Origin of the sequence: Olavius algarvensis spirochete endosymbiont, from assembly GCA_900608495.1 — a bacterium.
Taxonomy (GTDB): Bacteria; Spirochaetota; Spirochaetia; order DSM-2461; family DSM-2461; genus UBA2779.
Map to the genome: position 1 here is coordinate 1 of UWYT01000197.1, position 384 is coordinate 384.

A 384-nucleotide genomic window follows, 5' to 3' on the forward strand; every position below is an offset into this window, starting at 1 on the left:
ACGAATTGCATATGATACACTTGGGAGGAGCCCTTGCAGCCTATGCCGGTTCACATACGGGCATCAATACAATTACCTTTAACGCTGCGGGACTTCATGAAGGTAATATTGGGCCCCATGCTGATAAGGTGACCAACTACCATATGAGGGGAGATGGCCTTACTCGTATACAGGCTTTAACTCCACTGCCGAGTGCTGTCGGCACCCAGATATCTGTAAATCCGACCTGGGGCGATGCTTTAATTGGGGCAATACTTGGACCTGTTTTTGGGGGAATTCATTTGCATATGATTGGGCCTATGGAACGCGCTCTAAATAAGTGAAGGTGATTATGAAGATATTTATTGCATTTTGGCTTCTATTGTGCACTTCCATCTTATCCTC

The 384-nt window shown here is 45.8% G+C and carries 1 protein-coding gene; it reads left to right on the forward strand.

Annotation, left to right across the window (positions count from 1 at the left end; all coding sequences use genetic code 11):
* Nucleotides 1-323: Tle-like phospholipase domain-containing protein (locus tag S1OALGB6SA_RS06175; RefSeq protein ID WP_230204456.1), on the forward strand; the 323-nt coding region annotated here is incomplete at its 5' end.
* Between the last annotated feature and the right edge of the window lie 61 nt (nt 324-384).